19 protein-coding genes and 3 pseudogenes are annotated in these 18877 nt (G+C 59.7%); 5 read left to right on the top strand and 17 right to left on the bottom strand.

Features of this window, described 5'->3' with window-relative positions:
- Positions 1-86 precede the first annotated feature (86 nt).
- The 4 genes from HDG33_RS19185 to HDG33_RS19170 form a co-directional block, all read right to left on the bottom strand.
- The gene (locus HDG33_RS19185) at positions 87-287 is read right to left on the bottom strand and encodes a hypothetical protein (protein ID WP_184032134.1); all 201 of its coding nucleotides are present in this window, start codon (positions 285-287) and stop codon (positions 87-89) included.
- Between the two features lie 221 nt (positions 288-508).
- Complete coding sequence (locus tag HDG33_RS19180; RefSeq protein WP_184032133.1) at positions 509-1201, bottom strand: DUF3313 domain-containing protein; 693 nt, start codon at positions 1199-1201, stop codon at positions 509-511.
- A gap of 376 nt (positions 1202-1577) precedes the next feature.
- Positions 1578-2339 carry a hypothetical protein gene (locus tag HDG33_RS19175; protein WP_184032132.1) on the bottom strand — a complete coding sequence of 254 codons (762 nt, stop codon included), beginning with the start codon at positions 2337-2339 and terminating at the stop codon, positions 1578-1580.
- 620 nt (positions 2340-2959) lie between these two features.
- Positions 2960-3244 (bottom strand): hypothetical protein, encoded by a 285-nt coding sequence (locus HDG33_RS19170; RefSeq protein ID WP_184032131.1) that lies wholly within the window; start codon positions 3242-3244, stop codon positions 2960-2962.
- A 190-nt stretch (positions 3245-3434) separates the two neighbouring features.
- On the opposite strand from HDG33_RS19170, the gene HDG33_RS19165 reads away from it, so the two are divergent.
- Positions 3435-4367 (top strand): transporter, encoded by a 933-nt coding sequence (locus HDG33_RS19165; protein WP_260330496.1) that lies wholly within the window; start codon positions 3435-3437, stop codon positions 4365-4367.
- Here the strand turns inward: HDG33_RS19165 and HDG33_RS19160 are convergent.
- The 12 genes and pseudogenes from HDG33_RS19160 to HDG33_RS19100 all read right to left on the bottom strand — a co-directional run bounded on the left by HDG33_RS19160 (position 4357) and on the right by HDG33_RS19100 (position 15127).
- On the bottom strand, positions 4357-4884 hold the full coding sequence (locus tag HDG33_RS19160) for a hypothetical protein (RefSeq protein WP_260330495.1): 528 nt from the start codon (positions 4882-4884) through the stop codon (positions 4357-4359). The two genes, HDG33_RS19165 and HDG33_RS19160, sit on opposite strands and share 11 nt — an antisense overlap.
- Before the next feature lie 377 nt (positions 4885-5261).
- A complete protein-coding gene (locus HDG33_RS19155) occupies positions 5262-6047 on the bottom strand; it encodes a hypothetical protein (RefSeq protein WP_184032130.1) in 786 nt (261 codons plus the stop codon).
- A gap of 11 nt (positions 6048-6058) precedes the next feature.
- Positions 6059-6916: a DUF2092 domain-containing protein gene (locus tag HDG33_RS19150; protein WP_184032129.1), complete on the bottom strand. Its 858-nt coding sequence runs from the start codon at positions 6914-6916 to the stop codon at positions 6059-6061.
- 45 nt (positions 6917-6961) lie between these two features.
- Entirely contained in the window at positions 6962-7261 is a 300-nt protein-coding gene (locus HDG33_RS19145; protein WP_184032128.1) for a hypothetical protein, read from the bottom strand.
- 242 nt (positions 7262-7503) lie between these two features.
- Positions 7504-8088, bottom strand: a complete 585-nt coding sequence (locus HDG33_RS19140; RefSeq protein ID WP_184032127.1) for a membrane integrity-associated transporter subunit PqiC — start codon at positions 8086-8088, stop codon at positions 7504-7506.
- Positions 8085-9707, bottom strand: a complete 1623-nt coding sequence (locus tag HDG33_RS19135) for an intermembrane transport protein PqiB (RefSeq protein ID WP_184032126.1) — start codon at positions 9705-9707, stop codon at positions 8085-8087. The genes HDG33_RS19140 and HDG33_RS19135 overlap by 4 nt, the downstream gene beginning before the upstream one ends.
- The gene (locus HDG33_RS19130; RefSeq protein ID WP_184032125.1) at positions 9700-10965 is read right to left on the bottom strand and encodes a paraquat-inducible protein A; all 1266 of its coding nucleotides are present in this window, start codon (positions 10963-10965) and stop codon (positions 9700-9702) included. Before HDG33_RS19130 ends, HDG33_RS19135 begins: the two co-directional genes overlap by 8 nt.
- 19 nt (positions 10966-10984) lie before the next feature.
- Positions 10985-11443: pseudogene (locus tag HDG33_RS19125) on the bottom strand (efflux RND transporter periplasmic adaptor subunit); the annotation flags it as partial.
- A gap of 56 nt (positions 11444-11499) precedes the next feature.
- Positions 11500-11919, bottom strand: a complete 420-nt coding sequence (locus HDG33_RS19120) for a hypothetical protein (protein WP_184032123.1) — start codon at positions 11917-11919, stop codon at positions 11500-11502.
- Between the two features lie 737 nt (positions 11920-12656).
- Positions 12657-13037, bottom strand: a complete 381-nt coding sequence (locus HDG33_RS19110; RefSeq protein WP_184032121.1) for a response regulator transcription factor — start codon at positions 13035-13037, stop codon at positions 12657-12659.
- A 159-nt stretch (positions 13038-13196) separates the two neighbouring features.
- On the bottom strand, positions 13197-13832 hold the full coding sequence (locus tag HDG33_RS19105; RefSeq protein ID WP_184032120.1) for a response regulator transcription factor: 636 nt from the start codon (positions 13830-13832) through the stop codon (positions 13197-13199).
- A gap of 2 nt (positions 13833-13834) precedes the next feature.
- On the bottom strand, positions 13835-15127 hold the full coding sequence (locus HDG33_RS19100; protein ID WP_184032119.1) for a sensor histidine kinase: 1293 nt from the start codon (positions 15125-15127) through the stop codon (positions 13835-13837).
- Between the two features lie 743 nt (positions 15128-15870).
- Here HDG33_RS19100 and HDG33_RS19095 point away from each other — a divergent pair.
- Positions 15871-16236, top strand: a pseudogene (locus tag HDG33_RS19095) (MFS transporter); the annotation flags it as partial.
- A gap of 42 nt (positions 16237-16278) precedes the next feature.
- Here HDG33_RS19095 and HDG33_RS19090 read toward each other — a convergent pair.
- Positions 16279-16884, bottom strand: coding sequence for a peroxidase-related enzyme (locus HDG33_RS19090; RefSeq protein WP_184032118.1), 606 nt, complete (start codon positions 16882-16884; stop codon positions 16279-16281).
- A gap of 177 nt (positions 16885-17061) precedes the next feature.
- Between HDG33_RS19090 and HDG33_RS19085 the strand changes: the two genes are divergently transcribed.
- From HDG33_RS19085 to HDG33_RS37480, 3 genes and pseudogenes are all read left to right on the top strand, one after another.
- Entirely contained in the window at positions 17062-17478 is a 417-nt protein-coding gene (locus tag HDG33_RS19085; protein WP_184032117.1) for a cupin domain-containing protein, read from the top strand.
- A gap of 205 nt (positions 17479-17683) precedes the next feature.
- A pseudogene (locus tag HDG33_RS19080) lies at positions 17684-18162 on the top strand (rhodanese-like domain-containing protein); the annotation flags it as partial.
- A 265-nt stretch (positions 18163-18427) separates the two neighbouring features.
- Positions 18428-18631, top strand: a complete 204-nt coding sequence (locus tag HDG33_RS37480) for a hypothetical protein (protein WP_260330502.1) — start codon at positions 18428-18430, stop codon at positions 18629-18631.
- Positions 18632-18877 lie beyond the last annotated feature (246 nt).

Here is an 18877-nt window from a genome sequence, read left to right as displayed (position 1 = left end):
TTCATCGTGAGCGTTTCCCGTCTCAGATCATTGACGCAAATCAAGTCCCGCCGTCTCTTTGACATCGGCCGAAGCTGTCATGCCGATCATCGACCGGCGCGGTTCTGCTGGTCGCCCCTAACCAGCATCGTCACAGACATCGCGGCGATTATAAAAAGCCTCTGGCGCTCGTCGAAGTCGGAAAAATCGACGAGGTTCGTCGTCAGGTTGACCGCGTTCCACATAGCTGCGAACAGTCGCTCGTCAAAGGGCGCGTTCGACTGGTCCAGCAACGTGAGCCCCCACATTGACGCACCAAGCTCTTTGATTACATGCAAATATCGACCCCCAGATTTGTCTGATCCGCACTGCAGGAATCCTCATAAGGGCACGTCGAATCAATGCCCCGGAGACTGCCTGACACGGTCCAGTGGTGACAGCTCCGATGCGCTTGCGTGAGGCGACCGCAGCCGCGCAGGCAGGCGGCCGGCCGGTCAGCAATCATTGGAACCAGACTGTTCTTGATCGACTATCGCGGCTTCACGAATTGAGCAACTGATTTCGAAACAGAGTCACACCAGTCGTCCATGATCGGCTTGACCGAATCGAACGTAATGACGGGCATATTGGATGCAACACGCTGCAGACGCTCACCGGTATGCGAGCGCACGACCTTGGACAAGACCTCCCCGGAGACACTGTCCGTTACCAGTGCCTCGACCAGCAGCTTCGCCTGCTGCGGCGCACCCGCCACGGTATTGACAGCCATCGTGGCGACGAACGCCATCGGCACGACCTGATAAGGTTTGAGCCCCTCCGCTGTGCTGGCGACTCCAGTTACCGCTGCTTGTAGCCTGACCACACCCGGGCCGGGCGTCTCCACCACTCGTACTCTCGCGCCTATCGCCTGTTTCAGGCAAGTGGTGCCGTAGTTGCGTATCTGGTCGAGCGTCGCCTGACTCAGTTGTTCCGTGGGCTCGGCTTTCGGATATATCGTAAGGGGCTCAACTATTACCGCGTTGTAGTTCGCCGGGTTGAGCCTTGGATTGACGTACCTCAGGAACGTTTCCCCATTGGGATCCTTGGTGTCCTGCAGGTTGGAGTAATCTTTCAGAAAGCCTGAGTACTCCGATTGCATCGGCACATTATTGCTCGCGCATCCGGCAACGAGCAAAGCTGCCGTCGCAATCGCAGATGCACCAGAAAAGATCGTCTTACGCATGGTGTCCTCCTCGCTTGGTCGTACCATCGTTCAACAAGAATGGCACGCGTACTTGTCAGCCGCAATTGGACCAAAGTTCATAAGGGACCCGCTTAATTGGCGTTTTTTCGAACTGTTGGAGATTCGGTATGCGCGTCTGCACATCATCGGTTCCATTGGAAATGCTGTCGTAGCCACTCAGGACTGCATCGGTAACCGCGCGTGCTCCCGCTCGACAAGGCAAGCTCGGCGGGCCAGCCGCGAGCGATGTCCCGATCACTGTACGCAGATTGAAACGCTTCGCGGTGAGCTCGGCCACTTACGCAAAAATGGCTGCGGCCGATCAGCGAGGTAGGCACAACTATGCCGCGCCTCCTGCTCGCCAGACCGATTGCGGCTACTGACCGAGAAGAGCGAACGCGGCATGCATCGGCGCTATCGAAAGTCCAATCATCCCATCGAGCGGCGTGCTCATCTCCTCGATCAGAAAAATCGCCCCAGAAGTCGACAGCGCGCCTAGGAACAACGTAGCAATGACCGTCCCATTGAACGGGGCAAACAAGCCGAAAGCGCCGAAAATAATGGACAGCCATAATACCAGCGCGATCAGCAACGGTATCGGGGTCGAGCTCTCCGCCTGCAGCAGCGCCAGCCAGCGCACAGCCAGGATTTCATCCGCGAGCTGAATGGCGCGCGCCTGCAATTGATGCTGCTCGGCATTCGTGGGCGAAAGATCCTCCAGCTTGCGCTGCACCTCTTCGGCCCGGATCACTGCCTTGGGGCCGCCTAGTATCACCCTCTGGGAGGGATCACCGGACGCGAGCATCTGCACCTGTTGGCCGTAGCTCTTCTTGAGCAAGTCGCGAATCTCCTGCGCTTGCGACCCATAGTGAGCCAGCGCGCGATCAAGACTGATGACGTTCGCAGAGTTGTGCACAAGCTCGCTGTTGAGCGTATCGAACGAGTTCTTCGCCGACGAGATCAGCAAGCCGAGCACCAATGCGGCCATCGTCGCGATCAACCCCGTCGCCAGCTTCACGACACCGATCGAGTCATCGCTAAGATGATGGGCCGGTAGCACCCCCCGTAGATACAGCCCAAATAGCGCGCTGCCGAATACACATACAAATACGATCAATGTGATGAAGAGGTGGGTCATCCTTCTATCCCGCATCTACGGTCGTGTAGCGTATTGCATATTCCTACGAATGCGGGAATGGCCCTCGTCGTGGATTGCTTGAACGACACGTAAATAAAAAAGAAGCTCGGACGTGCTGAGTGGGACATCATTTGATCTTCGATATCCTCTGCGCCTGCACACCTAGTCCGGCCATCAATCCGTGATGACAAAAGATGACGGCATAAACATCCGATGTCAGCGAATCGGCCGTCATCGACCTGGCCACGCTCTCATCCACGATCACAATACTCGGACCCACGCCAACGGACCAGTCGTTGCCATTAGTTATATGATTTTGATCATGACACGTGATCCATTCCGGAAATCAACTGGCGATGCGAAGCACTTCCACTTGGAGTTCGTCTTGAGTCAAGTCAATAGTGGTACTTGCTCGCCTTCAATACAATTAGACTTTAGTGCAATAGTTGCTTCGCCAGCGCTTGAAGCGGTCCCCGGCCGGATCATCCGTCAACTATGCAGCGCTGCGGGTTCTTTCGCGACTGGCGGGAGCAACGCGCTGGCCGAGTTGTCGCTTGCCTCAGTGTCCGCCGCATTTGCGTCCTTCGTGCAAGGACAATCCGCACCACATCGTTGCGTCTTCAATTGCACCCCTGACCGTTGGCGCTCTTATAGCAGGTCTTCCCGCTCGGGCTCTTGTAGACGCCCTTTCCGTTTTTGGTCTTGGCCTTTCCGCCGTTGCTTGTCTGGGTCGTCGTGACGCCGGCCTGACTCTTCTGAGCCTTCCATGCACTACCAGTGTTCGGGTTATAGCCGCCGGCTGTCTGTCCGTTGTTGCAAGTCGTGATACCGCGCGCGTTAGTGGTGCACTCCGCGAATACGCTCGACGAGAACACTACACATGCCAACATAACTAAGATTCTCATGGCCACCTCCTGGCTGGGATCAACGCGAAGCCGTCGTATAGCGACGCGCGTTACTGAATGGTAGACGACATTCTCGGCTCATAATGAACACTCCGTATGTCGCTCAGTTTTCGCCCGCGCGGGAACGAAGGTCACGACAATATGTGGGGCTTCGATCGACTCGAATCGCGCGGACAGGTCTGGCCACGATATGAACATCGACTCACTGTCGCAAGCCTTCCGCCGCTTTCTGTACATGAGTTCAGGTGTGGCACTTTTCTTCTCTACGCTGGCGTCTGCTCAGGAACTGGAGCCGCGCACCTATTCGGCTGTTCCAGTCGGCACGAACTTTGTCGTGTTGGACTATGCACGATCGAGCGGCGGCGTCTCGCTCGACCCCGCGATACCCATTACTGACCTCCAAGCGACCATCAATACGTATTCGCTTGGCTATTCCCATAGCTTTGGTGTCGCGGGACATGTCGCCAGCGTCGCTGTATCGGTGCCGTACTCTAATGCCGACCTGAATGGCAACGTCGAGGGAGCGCCGGGACACGCCTACCGGTCGGGACTCGGCGACGTCCATTTCAGGTTTGCTGTGAATATCCTGGGTGGTCCCGCGCTTGCACCGGAGGAATTCGCTCGGCATACGCCCACCACGATCCTCGGAACCAGCTTGACCGTAATCGCGCCGACGGGACAGTACGTGCCGTCCCGTGTGATCAACGTGGGTTCGAACCGGTGGTCGTTCAAGCCCGAGGTCGGGCTGTCGCAACCGCTAGGCAACTGGTTCGTGGAGGGCACGGCGGGCGTGTGGCTCTTCACTGACAATGCGGATTTTTTTGGCGGTAAGCGGCGCAGTCAGAATCCGCTGCTGACCTTCCAGTGGCATGGAGGCTATACTTTCAAACCCGGCCTGTGGCTCGCTGCGGATCTGACCTATTTCACGGGCGGTGAGACAAGCGTAAATGGCGTCAAGGACCAGGACCGGCAAGGCAATACCCGCTACGGCGTCACACTATCGGTTCCACTTTCCACGCAATGGTCAGCGAAGCTTGCGTGGTCGCGCGGCTTGACTACACGCTTCGGCGGCAACTTCCAGACCGTCTCGGTCGCGCTTCAATACCGCTGGTTCAATCGCTGATGCATGCCGCGCATTTTGCGTCCGCATACCGTAGGGCCAGGCGCGCGCATAGCCGCACGCGCAACCGCGCGCCCGTCAACGACGGGACGCCGATCGCCGCTAAAGATTCAAAAGAGCGATCGCATCGCGCATCGGCGTACGCCAGATTTTGACAACGCCGCTGAGCGGCGCAGTCATCTGCCAGGATGAGAAAAAGCGCCTCGGAAGTTGACAGCGCCCCCATTATCACAATCGCGACGATCGCCCCGTTAAAAAGGGCAAACAGGCCAACCGTGCCGAAGATCATGGCGAGCCGAGATACCAGAACGACCGCCAGCGGCACTGAGATGGTGCCCTTCTCTCGCGGCAACCTCAGCCATCGTGCCATGAGCACTTCGTCGACAATCCGGAGGGCGCCCGCCTGGTGTTGACGCTGCTCGTCGCTGCGCGGCGAGAGCGCCTTCAGCTTGCGCTGCAGATCTTCCTCCCGTCCGGCAGCCGCTGGACTGCTGAGCCGCGCTTTCGACGACCTCTCCATTCACTGCGTCGAACTGGACCTTCGCCGAGGAAATCGGCAAGCCATTACTAACGCAGCCATGGTAGCGCTTAGTCCGACCGTCACCTTCAGGAGACCGATTGATTTCTTCATTAAGGTGGTGTTTCGGCAGTACAGCGTAGATATAGATATCGTCCCAGTAGCGCGCTGCCGAATACTCACACAAACACGATGAACGCGATGACGAGGCGGCTCATCCCTCTATTCTTGATCTGTAGTCGTGTACTGGTATCCGAGGTGGATTAATGTGGTCCTGCGGATCTGACACTTGCCGGCGGGCGATGCAGTCCTGAACCGGACAGTGAACACCCGCTCGATCACGCCTTACTGTCGCGCGCAGCAAGGCTATGCCGGCTTCCTCAGGGCGCAGGCACCACGCGGTAGTAGACGCCATTGGCGCCGTAGGCGGGCTGGAACCAGGTGTTCCCGTACAAATAGTACGCGCTGCCATGGACGGTCACCTTCGCGCAGCCGGCGGGCAGCGCGGCATAGATCGCACCCATTGCAAATGTCGAACTGACCGGCGCAGCTACCGGCTGTGCTGCCGTTGCCCCCGCGACAACACCGGCGTTGTAGGCGTTGGATGTCGCTGCAGCATTGTTGGCGTTGGCGATAGCCGCGCCGGCCGCCACACCGACTGCCGCGCCCGCGGCGGCGGCCCCCGCCGTGGACCAGCCGCCACAGTTATAGCATCCGGACCCGTAGTTATTCACGACAACCGGCGGATGGTACGCAGGGTATGCGGCGCCGTGGTAAGTACTGTGATAGGCAGTGGCGCCCGAGGAGTTCGTGTAGGTCGTGTAACCAGATCCCGCCGCGTGCGTCGCCGTAGTGCCATAGTTGTTGGTGGCGGTCGTGCCCTGACCGTAGGTGTGCGTCGCGCTGCCGTATTGATTACTTGCAGTCGTCTGCCCCGATCCCTGAGCGTGCGTCGCCGTGCCGCCATAGCGGCCGGTCGCCGTCGTGCCCTGACCATACGTATGCGTTTCGCTGCCCCCCGCAACGTTGGTGCGGGTCGTAGAATCCGAACCCGGCGCATGCGAAACGCTGCGGCCGTAAGCGCCGGCGTGCGACCACGCGCCGGCCGGCCCTGCTGCGAGCGCCGGCACAAGGAGCGCAACCAGACAGATGACGACTTGTCTCATGACGCGTCTCCTCATTGAGTCTTCTCGGCCCGGATCCTGGGCGGAGGCTTCATTGCTGGCACATTCGTGGCGTCCGGGCGCGCAAACGCAATGCGCGTCGCGTCGGCCGCCAGTGGCGAAACAAAGGCGTCCGCAGGAACGGGGACATCCAGTTTCCAGTTCGAGAGTGCCAGCACGTGGCGCAGGCGGGCGCGGTCGTTGAGGTAGACAGCGTAGATCCGGCGCGGAAGTTTGTCCTCTGCGCCGATCCAGGCCTGCACGAAGACATCGCCCGTAATATAGGCCACCATGTCCGTGGTCGTGTTGTCTACGACCATCGATTGACCGATATAGAACGCAAGCTTCAACCCGTCGGCGATATCCTTGTAGGGATCCGCGACGATCACGTCGGTAAACGGGAAATAGATCGACGCTTGAACGTAGGCCGCCTGTAGCGCGGCGTCGATGGTCGGCGGCGCGTCGGCTATGGCGACCAGCTTCTCCTTCGGTGCGAATGCCATCATGGTCTTACCGTCGTAATAAAACTCCGAAGGTGGCCCGTCGCCAAGGGTGATGACCTTGAGCTTGTCGGGCCGCTGCATCGTGACCTCCGATTTGGTCGAATAGATGAGCGGAGGGCCGAGACGGCTCGGGCTCTCATAGGAGACGACTGCCGTAAACGACATTGACCGGGCAGCCGCAAGGCGGGCGCTCGCCGCCTTCAGGATCTCGATCGCACGTGGCTCAAGCCCGGCCTGGAACGCCGGCGCTGCAGCCTTCGCCGCGGGTCTTGCCGCTGCCTTGTGCGTCTGCTGGGCGTGGCCGCTGGCTGCGAGAAACATGCCCAGCACCACGGCGCTGATACCCCACTTCAGTTTCTCAAAGGTCATCGCAGCCTCGCTGAGTAACCCATTTCTCGGCATGCCCGGAGACGATCACGGAATCATGCCGCACTCAAACATCTTGTTGACAACCGGCGCCGCCACCCTGTTGATGAACTCGGCACGCATCTGCGGATCGTTGCGCAGCAACTGCACGGCACGCTGCTCCTTCTCTGACTTCGGCTGGCCCTGCTTTTGGGCTTTTTCCTGCCATAGCTGCTCGCAGGATGACTGCTGGTACTTCTGGACGACCTTGCCGGCAACCTGGTCCAGGATCGGGTACTGCTGGGCATTGACAACACTCGAGAACAGCAGCGCCGCCCCCAGCGCAAGCCGCAAAATACGCCTGGTCATGATGTTTCCTCAACGGTGGTAAGAACGGTCATCGGCCTGGAAGCCGGGAGCGGTGCTTTCGCAGGCATAGCCTCGTTCCGGTTTTCCGTCGTGCATCTCTGCCCTCGCTCGGGCGACTTAACGCATCCGCCCGAGTTATAGAATAGGCCTCCAGCGGCGACGCTGAAATTGAACCTTGGTCCACTATGCGCGTGACGAAACGCGCTGCCGCGTCCGCATGCCCGAACTTTCTCTCTCGCGACTTATCGCGGCAGCGAGAGCCGGATCGCAGCCGCAATGTCTTGACTCACTGCCGCCAGCGCATGGCTGTGAGCTGCCGCGATGGCAGCGTATCCCTGTCCCGTCAGCGGTTCTCGGGCATTTGTATGACCGATGACCGGCGTGCCCGCTCGGGGAGGACGCACGGTCCATGACGCATCCACCGTAATTGAGTCGCCGGGCACGGACTCGAAGCGCAGAACGGCAACGCTAACTTGCCAGGCTCCGGCGACCGTCCCTTGCGGATAAACGAACACATTTGCGGTACCTAGCAACCGTGCAAGGTCGCCCGCAATGGCTCGAGGAATATTGCTCTTCAGCGATTCGCCCCAACGCGCGAATTCGTTGAGCGCGACCTCATTGGCTGAGACGCGCGTCACCATCTGCGGACGGTCGACCAGCTCCGGCACGGTCACCGGACCAACCACGATGCTGATCGGAAGAACAGGGCCGGTGCGCTCGAGCGCGGTATCGGAGCTCAGCGTGTAAAAGACAGCGTTCGGCGAACTGCAGCCTCCAAGCATCCCGCCCGCGAAAGCGGCCATAAAGAACAGGATCGACCGCATCATTTCTGGTTCTCCGGTTTGCCTCGCAGCAGCGCTTCCGGGTGTCGTTCGAGGTAATCCGCGAGCGTCCGGAAGGCCGCCGCCGTGCGCGCGAGCTCGCTCAATGTGTCTCCGGCGCTCGTCTGCAACGGCGAGTTGGGCTGCAGTGCGCTATCGGCAGAGTCGAGCGCCCTGTGAGCCGCACTGAGCGCGTCACGAGCCTGTGGCGCAACCTCGGTATCCAGTCGTGTGAGCAAGGTCTTCGCCGCGCGTAGTGTCTGTTCCGTATCCTTGCCGATCGCATCGAACGGGATCTTGTTCAGCTTGGTCATCAGACTCGTTATCGAGTCCTGCAGCGCTTGCAGATTGCCAGGAGTGGTCGGCAACTCGGACGGGGTCTTGCTCCAGTCCATCGAAGCCTTCGGCGCAGCGGGGAAAAAATCGAGTGCAACATACAACTGCCCGGTCAGCAGGCTCCCAGTTCGCAACTGCGCGCGCAGTCCACGGTCGACAAGAATCTTTGCGAGCGCGTGGCGCTCCTGAGCGACCCTGCCGCCCTCTCCTGCACCCTTCTGGTAACGCGAAGTAAACCGTTCCGGATAGAGGTGGATCTCGACTGGAATGCTGAACTGTTTGGTGGCTGGATTGAAGCGAGTATAGATCGCCGTCACCTCGCCCACGGTGATCCCGCGGAAGTCGACGGGTGCGCCGACCGTCAGGCCGCGCACCGATTCGTTGAAATCCAGCACGTACGTATCGACGATGGTGTCATGGCGCTGCATCGCTTCGGTGTAGTTATCGAACAGTTGGAATTGCGTCTTCGCGGCGGCCTCGGAAGCGTCCTGCATATCAGGAGGCGACTGGAATGCAAGGCCCCCGATCGCGATGGACACCAACGATTGGGTATTGACCTTGACGCCGGTCGCACTGAGCGAGACATCCACACCGCTTGCGTGCCAGAACCGGCTGTTGCCGGTCACAAATTTGTCGTAAGGCGCGTTGACAAATACGCTGAGCGTCACCCCCTTGCCGTCGCTGTCGAGGTGATAGGCCGTCACCTGGCCGACCTGCAGGCGTCTATAGAAGATGGGAGAGCCGACATCGAGCGAGCCCATGTCCTCGGACTTCAGCACGAACTCCCGGCCCGGAACGTCGCTCGCAAACACCGGCGGTGCTTCGAGGCCGACATAGTCGCTCCGTTTGGTCGCCGAGTTGCCCAAATCCATGCCAATAAAGGAGCCGGACAGCAGTGTGCCAAGCCCGGACACCGTGCCGCCGGAAATGCGTGGACGCACGACCCAGAAGCGCGTGTTGTCGACGAGCAGTTCCGATGCATCCTTGACCATTTCGGCGGTCGCCACGACACGCTTGTGATCCCTCGACAGGGTCACGCTTTTGACGACCCCGATGTCCACGTTCTTGAATTTGATCTTCGTCTTGCCCGCCTCCAGGCCGTCTCCGGTTGCAAAGGTGATCGTGATCTTCGGTCCCTGCTCGAGGACCGACTTCACGGCGAGCCAGCCGCCGATCAGCACGGCAACAAACGGCACCAGCCAGATCAATTGCAGCCGCCAGCGCGGGCGCGGTGTCGCAATCGCCTCGGGGATATCCGGAGAATCAGTTCGATCGGGCGGCTTAGCCATCATTTTTCTCCGCCACGTCCCATATCAGGCGGGGGTCAAACGACATCGCGGCGAACATGGTCAGAACGACAACCGAGCCAAAGGCGATCGCTGCCGGACCCGCCTGGATGGTCGCGAGCGCATTGAACTGCACAAGAGCAACCAGCATCGTAATCACGTAGATGTCGAGCATCGACCAGCGTCCGACCAGTTCGACCAGACGATAGATGCGCGTTCTTTGCGCTGGCAGCCACTTCGAGCGAAACTGGGTTGACGCCGTCAGATACACGAGCGCGATGATCTTGAGCATCGGCACCGCGATACTCGCTATGAACACGACGATCGCGAGCGGCCAGGAGCCCGACGTCCACAGGTACACCACACCGCTCAGGATCGTGTCTTTTTCGCTGCCGAACAGCGAACTGGTATTCATGACCGGCAGCACGTTCGCCGGAATGTATAGAACGATGGCGGCGATCAGGAACGCCCAGGTGCGTGCGATACTGTCTGGCTTGCGAAAATGAAGCCAGGCACTACAGCGCGGGCAGCGTGCGTCGTGCGCATGAGCAACGGGCTTCGAAATAAACCCGCAGCTGTGGCAGACCATCAAGCCACAGCCGGCCGCCGTGGCAGCAGGCAGCGCTGACGCGCCGACCACATCGAAGCTGGCGCGTTGCCCACTATTGATCCGCATCCACAGCTCGTGCGGATCGAACGCTGCGCTGGCAGCAGCCAGCAATATCATCAATGCGCCAAACGACCATAGCGCCACGCCTGGCACCACACTCGCGATATGGGCCAGCTTGACGAGCGCGACCAGCAGCCCGAGGATCAACACCTCGGTCATGCCCCATGGTTGAGCCAGATGCAGCAGGCGAAAGACCAGATCGGCCCGATATGGAACACGGCCTAATCGCAGCGGCACCAATAGATACGCCATCGAGGCTGCCTGCAGCGCAGGCATCAACATGGTGGTGATAAACACGAGGCCTGCAAGCGGCCATATGCCGTCCTGGTAGAGCACGCGCACCGCTCCAAACAACGTGGTCTGGACGAGGTCGCCGTTCACCGCCAGGCCCACGATCGGGTACGCGTTGGCGATCGAAAACAGAACGATGGATGTCAACGTAAAGGACAGCGCCCGGTCGAGGCTATCGGGATGGCTCCGGTACAGTTCCGCACGGCACCGGCAACAGCGCAGCACGCCGTTGCGCGGCAGTGGTGACTCACGCTGCAACAGGTCGCATTCGTGGCAAGCGATCAGGCGTGCGGTTGTCATGGCGTCAGTTCCGCAACAGGTCGAGCTGATCGACGGTAGTCAGCAGGCCAGTCGCGGCGACAGTCACATAGCTGCCGTCCTGCTGTTTGGCGATGCTCGACATGCCGTTGAGCAGCGACTTGACAGTCGTATAGCTGAGGTTGAGTCGTGCTGTCTCGACCTCGCCCTGACCGGCGATCACGGCAGCCTCCGCATGCTTTTCATTGCCCGTCGCGTCGTCAAGATCCTTCTGGCTCAAGGCGTTCTGCTTCGCGAACGGGATCACCCGCGCCAGATTGGCTTTCGGCACATCGCACCTTGTTGGTTGCTCGGCAAGCGGCCCCTTCGCTGTCTGCAGCGCCGCTTCGAATGGCTTGGTATCCATCACAAAGAGCGTCTGACCGGCGTGGACCAGTCGCCCCTCGATGTACACGCGTTTGTCGAGAAAGCCGTCGACGGGCGCACGAATCTGCACCTCCAGCGTTGAACAGGCGAGCATCGGTCTCCATCTGCCCAGTGACGTTCGTTGCAGGCATGCATTCAGTGGCGCGCATTTCATGGGATCACCCGTCGCAGCTGTTCAGGCGTGCAAGCGCCGAACAGCACGAAAACATCATCGCGACTTACGGGCGCCACCGACATCGCACCATCCGTACCGTCGAGAGCGATCGTCCGTGCGAAGCCAAGCTCGGCGCACCGCAGGAGAATCTGACTCCCGCCCTTGTCAATGAACAGGATCGGCGTTGCCCGTGCGTGGCTCGTTACCGTTTTCTTAGCAAAATCGAGGCGCAGGAATTGCGGCGCGCCTGATTCCGACGGCAGTGAGCGATCGCACGTGATGCCTGGATCGCAGGCATGAGCGTCGACGGCCCCGCAGAAGAGCGGCTTGCTGCCGTCAAAGTCCGCGGCTGTCGCGGTCAATGGACTCACGCAGTCAACCGCTGCAACTGCTGCGCATTGAACATTCTTCTTCATGACTGTGTCTCCGCGTTCCACCGCCCGTTGTGAACCTCTACTGAACCGTGTAGCATCGGCGGCTCACACATGCCGAAACAGCGTGGTTGTAGGTCGCAAGTTGCTGCGATGTGTCTTGCTGCACGGCTTGTTGCTACTGGGCGGCCGCCCGCGCATTGCGGCGCTGACGCATTCCGCCTCCTACCATTCCGGTGACTGCTCCGATGGCAGCGTTCTTTCCTGCATTCCCCACTATCGCGCCAACCGCGGCACCGCCGGCTGCCCTTTTCACCCGTTCGCCTTGAGGCTGCGGAGCGTCAGGCTGGTTCGCCGAGCGCTGGGCCATTAACCAGCCAAACGGGAGGTCAAAATAACCCGCATCAGCATCCAGATCCGAAATACTCCTCACTATTTGCTGTGGAGTCCTGTCAGGTGCGCTGTCGCATGCCAAACACCTGCTGCCACCCGTCGGCCCGCGGGTCGAATTCGGCACGTCCTTATCCGTGTGACGACCTGTCGCCGAACTCGGCGACCGAGGTTAGCGCTTTCCAGACGCGTGACGCAACGCCATCCGTCACACGTTCCGGATGAAGCTGAAAGACAGGCAAAGTTCTTTACGATCCTGTCGATCCGTAACCCCGCGCTATAACTGTCGCCGCCGCCTGACTCCGATATAAGCAATATTGGGTGCGGCGGTGCTCAAAAACAATTGAACTTTGGTGCAATACGGCGACCTGTTGCACTTGAGCGCGGCGTTCCTACGGCGTGCTCTGCAAGGCCGCACGCACCGTTTTGATGAACAGTTCGTCGTCGAACGGTTTTCGCAAATAAGCTATCGCGCCCGCCGAGAGCGCCTGCTCCCGCACGCTAATGTCGTCATGCGCCGTGATGAATATGACAGGCAATCCGCTGCCAGCGAGCCGCTCCTGCACCTCCAGTCCATTCAGACCAGGCATCTGAACGTCGAGAATCACGCAGTCCGGACGATACGACGGCATGGACGACAGCGTTTCGAGGAATTGCTCCCCGCTGTTGAACGAGTCGGTCGCAAACCCGACGGACCGCAATTGTCGCTTGATCGCACGGCATACCGGCTCGTCGTCATCGACGACGACAACAAATGGCTTGGTGCTTCCCATTTTGAATGGCCCAGTGTCGGGAATAAGCGATCAATCGCCTCCCTCTGAGTACTAGACTACGGGACGTGACCGGATAGCGCTATTGAACTTTGGTCCTGTAGACGAACGTCGCACGAGACATTCGCGGTGCGCGCTCGGGAACGGCGCGGCCATCAGCGTCTAGTCAGGCCGCCGACTGTCGGCTGCGGAAAGCATGTCGAACCTGTCCAGCGTATGGACTAACTGAGCCAGCGACGTGACTTCCATCTTCCTCATAACGCGCGCCCGGTGCGCCTTTATCGTCTGTTCTACCGTACCTAGTTCGTCGGCTATCTGCTTGTTCAGGCGTCCGGTAGCGATCAACGCCAGGACCTCCCGCTCGCGCGACGTCAGCCTGTCGAGGAGGCCGCACAGCTTGTCCCGTTCACGGCGGCTGGCATGAAGCTGTTTGGCACGGCCGAGTGCCAGTTCGATCGCACTCAGCAGATCCGCCTCACTCACAGGTTTCGCGAGAAAATCGGACGCGCCAGCTTTCATCGCGTGGACGCTCATCGGAATGTCGCCGTACCCCGTTATGAAAATGATCGGCACTGCACCGTCCAGTTTGCGTTGCAACTGAAGACCATTGATGTCCGGCAACTGAACGTCCAGCACCAGACACGCAGGACATGCAGCCGCGTTGACGCCGGCCAGGAATTCGCCTGCCGAGGCAAACACCTCGACCCGGTGGCCTGCTGACCGTATCAATCGCGCAAGTGCAGTACGTACGAAATCGTCGTCGTCGACGACAAATACCACCGGTTCAGGGTATTCCATGGCTATTGCCGCGACTCTTTATGCTCTGCCTCGTTCCCTGCTGGCAACGTGATGTAGAACGTCGCGCCTCGATCAATATTGTTCTCGGCCCATAACCGCCCCCCGTGGAACTCCACGATAGACCGGCTAATTGACAATCCTTGCCCGAGGCCATGGGGTTTGGATGTATAGAACGGTTTAAAGACTGTGTCCAGTTTGCCTACCGTGAGCCCGTGGCCACAGTCGTGCACGGCGATGCAGGCTATATTGCGAGGTTCCCGAGTAAGCGCAATCGATACCTCACGCTCGGACGGCGATGCGTCGCTCATCGCGCCGGATGCGTTAAGAAGAAGATTGAGCGTGACCTGCTGCAACTGTACCCTGTCCGCGTATACAGCAGGACAATCGTCGCATATATCAAGTGTCACCCGGGTCTGGCGCAAGATCGAATCACCGTGCCGTAGAAGAAGAACGACGTCACGAATCACATCGGGAAGATCGAGTAATGCGAACTCTGCGTCTCCCTTCTTGACTACCGAACGAATGCGCCGGATGACTTCACTGTCGCGATAGTCAGCCTGGATGACGTCGTTGAGAATATCGCGCACCTCCGCCAGGTCGATTGAATCTACTGTCATGAAGCGCAGCGCCGCCTGCCCGTTGCTGAGGATCGCAGTAAGCGGCTGATTAAGTTCGTTAGCAAGCGAACCTGCGAGTTCGGCAATGGTCGAAACGCGGGTAATGTGCGTCAGATCCCGCTGAGTTCGCAACAGTGCGTAGTGATCCGTCTTATCCTCGAGGAACACGAGGACTGCCCCCTCGCCTTTAAAGGAAACCCTAAGGAAGCGAATTTCACACGGGAAGGCCGATAGATTCTTGCGTCTTGCATTGAGGTCGTGTAAAGAACTGGCGGGCAGCCCCCCTGAAGCCAACAGGAAGTCGTCCTGATAGGCGGACTTGCCGTTGACCCACAGTTCAGGGACGAGTCTGGAGATCGGCTCTCCTATCAATTCGCCGCGTTCGTAGGCGAAATTCTGTTCCGTTCGCGCGTTTGCGAGCAGAATCACCCCTCGCTCGTCCAGCACGAGAATGCCGAGCGGCAACAATTCCCAAAGCTTTGAAAAATAGTCCTTTCCAAACCCTCGCGCGGGGAATTTCCCAGCCAGAACATGCCGCCGCGGCTTGTCATCGTGACGGGTACGAGACTGTCGGCGCGTAGGCGTAGCCCAATGAATGGCCCGAACTGTCGCCGCGCGGCACCTCCCCGCAAACGGTTGCTCCGTATGCTGTGCGCGGGGAGACAGCATCTTCTCCATACCCGGCACATCATTGGGACGTGACTCACCGCCTGATCCTTCCGATACGGGGAGCAGCTTTGATGTCGCGTAAACGTTGGTGGACGCTTTCCACGACCACAAGGAAACCCGTCGAGCACGGAGATTGGAGACCCAAGACGCCACTGCATGGGCCGGCACTTCTTCCCGTGCCGATTCCCCGCTCGATTGCGCAACCCAGTTGCGACGCACGCGCGAACCCACCAGCCACCCGATAGTAGTCGTCTGTCCAAGAACAAGCGCCGGCAAGATGATGCCCACGGCAATTGTTTCCCCTGAAGCGTTCACATGGCGAGATGGCCCGAAGACATGACGCAGATCGGTTGCCGATAGCAAAACGTTTGAGCATCATGTTGTGATGCGACTACGTGCGAAACGATTGCTGCAACCCGGTCTGGCAGAACGTCGACTCGTGCGCGAGTATCATCAACTTCGGTAATGACCGCTCGAAAAAAGCCGTGGATGCGGCGACGGACCCACGAGAAAATTGCATCCTGGCTTAGACCCTCTCATAGCACTGCTCTGGATGAGGGCTGACGAAGATATATCAGACTGCGATTCGTCAGGTCATTTGAACGAGTAACCGACAAGATACGAAATGCACCGATCTTTCCATTTTAGGCAATTGTTATGGCTCACTGAATCGGTGCAAGGATTTATTAACGACAAACAGAATAAGGTCAAACACCGCCTTCGTTTTGACAGTTTATTTTGGTTGCTAAAAGATTCGCAGCGCGACGATCGCCGCATTCTTCGCGCTGCCGAAAAGCGCTGTGTCCGTGGTGATTTTCGCGGCGGTGATGGGCCTCACGTGGCTCGGCACCGTACCGCTGACGAGCGGGCTAGTCGCCAAGGTGTTCGGCACGCGTCACCTCGGCAGCCTGTTCGGCGTGTGCTTTCTGAGCCATCAGATCGGCTCGTTTCTCGGCGCGTGGCTCGGTGGCCTCGTGTTCGATCTGACGGGCTCGTACTCACTGCTATGGGTAGCGACGGTCGCGGCGGGATTGATCGCGGCACTGCTGCATTTCCCGATCGACGACACCGTGGTGATGACGCCCGCGCGGTGTTCATCTCGCCTCGCGCAGGCGTGATGCGAATTGCCGATAGAGATGCTGAAGCGATTCCAGTCGAGGCTACTTTTTCGGTGTATCCGCCGCGGCTTTCGGCACACGCCCCATCAGATAGAACTCGTCGTTCGGACGCATCGCGATCACGTTGGCCATCCGGTTCGACAGCCCGAAAAACGCGGTGATTGCCGCGATGTCCCAGATGTCTTCATCGGTGAAGCCGTGGCCGCGCAGTGTCTGGAAGTCTTCTTCGTCGACCGTGCCCGACGCGCGGCACACCTTCAGCGCGAAATCGAGCATCGCCTTCTGGCGGTCCGTGATGTCGGCCTTGCGGTGATTGACCGCGACCTGATCGGCGAGCAGCGGCGCTTTTTCGTAGATGCGCAGAATCGCGCCGTGGGCGACCACGCAGTAAAGACAATCGTTGACCGCGCTCGTCGCGACCACGATCATCTCCCGCTCGCCTTTCGTTAGACCGCCTTCTTTCAGCATCAACGCATCGTGATAAGCGAAGAACGCGCGGAATTCGTCGGGCCGATGCGCGAGCGTCAGAAACACGTTCGGCACGAAACCCGCTTTCTCCTGCACTTCGAGAATGCGGGCACTGATGTCTTCGGGCCACTCGCTCGGCTCGGGGACCGGGTAGCGGCTGATGGGCTGAAGCGTGGCCATGCGCTGTCTCCGTGATATCTGCCGGGGTATGCCGACCATTGTAGCAACGCGATTTCGCGGTCGCTCGCGCCTCACCAGGTCCGCTCGATCACGTCCGACATTGCCGCCCGTATCGTCTAGACTTCCAGTTCGGCATGCGTGAAGCCGCCCGGCACGGCGGCGACGAAAGGAGCGACCATGTCAAAAGTTACGCACGACGCGCGGGCCCCGGTGGTCAAGGTGCGGCCCGAACGGGAAATGGCGACGATGCAGCGGCTGCCCTATTTCGTCGGCATTTCGGCGGGCACCGCGGGCAGCACCGGGCTGTCGATGTACATGGTCGTGGTCCCGCCTGGCGGCCATGCGGAGCCGCACTTTCACGCCGACTACGAGACGGCGATCTATATGCTCGAAGGCAAGATCGAGACGCGCTACGGCCCGGGCTTGCGCGAGTCGGTCATCACCGAGCCGGGCGACTTCCTGTTCATTCCGCCGGGCGTGCCGCATCAGGCGTTCAATCTCGACGCGAACGCCGCGGCGCGCGCGATCGTCGCGCGCAATCACGCGGACGAGCATGAGCGCGTGGTGCCCTATGATCCGTCCGAGGATGCATGAGGCAACGGGCCTCTTGCCGGACCGCCTCGCCTGAAGCGAGGCAAATCATGCTTCTCAAACCGGTTTGATCCACTTGCCGCGCGGCGCATGCAGGCCGCGCCGCGTCGTGCGCCGCGCCCATTCGTCGGTCGCGCGCGATTTCGTCGGCGTTCTTTCACAACGCCGACTCGGCACCTGTGCTTAAATCCGTCTTTCGCGTCGACGCGCGGTGATCTTCGCGGCGGTTCTGGTGTATCGCTGGCTGCGCCGCTGGCAGTTTCGTCGCTGGCTCGCGCATACGCGCATTACGCCCATCAGCTCGACGCGATGATGAAGTCGAACGAACCGCCGCTGATTCTCGACGCGCGCCCGAGCACCGTGCGCGAAAAGGAATCGCACCGCATTGCCGGCGCCCGGCCGCTCGATCTCGAGTCGCCCGATCCGATTCATCCGGAATACCTGAAGCGGCCGATCGTCGTCTATTGCGTGTGTCCCAACGAAGCGACCGCGAAGCGCATCGTCAGGCAATTGCATCGGAAGAACATTCATCATGTGCGCGCGCTGAATGGCGGTCTCGATGCGTGGGAAAAGCGCGGCTATCCGGTCGAGCCACTGCCGGCCGACTTCAATATGGCGATGGCACACATGCTCGAAGACAAGGGCAACGAAGGCGAATACACGGTGCGCGCACGTCTCGCGGAGTGAATGAACAGTAGACGAAACACGCGGCATCACGCTCGATGCCGCTTTGCCAAAATCTAAAAATAAATTGACGGCATTTTTAGCTCGTATATCCTAGCTAGTGGGAGATCTTGTGGGCGGCGCGGCGAATTAAGCTACTACCGTCCAGTACCGTTTCTTCTCGATCAACCCGTGTCCTGTTTCTTCAATATCCGCTGTGGATTCGAAACAGGCCGTTCAATACCCTCAACTACGTCAGTCGAGTGTCATCGTGAGAGTCCGAGGCCCTTTGGTGAATTGGAATCGCAGTCAGGCGCGTTGTACTTGCGCTGACGGCGCCAGCGCCGACGGCAGCAACGGCAGCCTTGCGTTTCGCCGCTTTCTGTCCGTCATCACAGTCCTGTCGCGTCGTTCCGTTCGACGCCGCAACGTCCTCTCCACGCGCGCGTTCATCGCGGTGCGCACAGACGAAGTCGCTTCGCTGCTGCCGTAGCGCCTCTCCTCTTTCATCTCTTTTCGCTGCTCGATTCGTCCGTTTGCACGCGTTTTCGCGAGCTGGCTGCTTGCGTCCGCGCGGCACTGACTGATCACCGCGCATCGCGACGGATTCAATCGAACCGCTTCTAATCGGGTAAGCGCTGCGCGTTATTGCGCGGATTCGCTGTGGCGTCGACTCGCCTTCGCGTTTTCCCACCTCGCCGCGCGATATTTCGCGCCTTCGGCGACGCGTGTCGCCAGC

It is taken from the genome of Paraburkholderia sp. Cpub6 (genome assembly GCF_014201065.1).
Taxonomy (GTDB): domain Bacteria; phylum Pseudomonadota; class Gammaproteobacteria; order Burkholderiales; family Burkholderiaceae; genus Paraburkholderia; species Paraburkholderia tuberum.
Note: the sequence above shows the minus strand (reverse complement) of the source record. Positions and strands in the feature narration are given on the sequence as shown.